Genomic DNA, 267 nt, shown 5'->3' with positions numbered 1-267 from the left:
ACTATGCTGATATCGATGATGATGGTGATCTGCTTTTAGATATAAATGATATAGAAAGTAAAATCGCTTTGTTAACATTTGATAGAGAAAGTGCTACTTCACCAAAAATACTAAATGTCCAATTAAATATTAATGGTAGCTATGCAATAAACAAAATCTCTGCATTTAACCCTGTAGTTATTAATGGCGAAAACTTAAATTTATCAAGTGAAGCTTTTGTTGTTTTAAGTAAGGATGATGCAAATGGGAAAATGTCAAATATAAAGG

General features: G+C 29.2%; 1 protein-coding gene. It reads left to right on the top strand.

Features of this window, described 5'->3' with window-relative positions; translation table 11 throughout:
- On the top strand, nucleotides 1-267 hold a 267-nt coding region (locus AAEY72_RS15130; protein WP_352311394.1), incomplete at both ends, for a hypothetical protein.

Origin of the sequence: Psychrobacter sp. W2-37-MNA-CIBAN-0211 (genome assembly GCF_040309405.1) — a bacterium.
GTDB lineage: Bacteria > Pseudomonadota > Gammaproteobacteria > Pseudomonadales > Moraxellaceae > Psychrobacter > Psychrobacter glaciei.
Note: the sequence above shows the minus strand (reverse complement) of the source record. Positions and strands in the feature narration are given on the sequence as shown.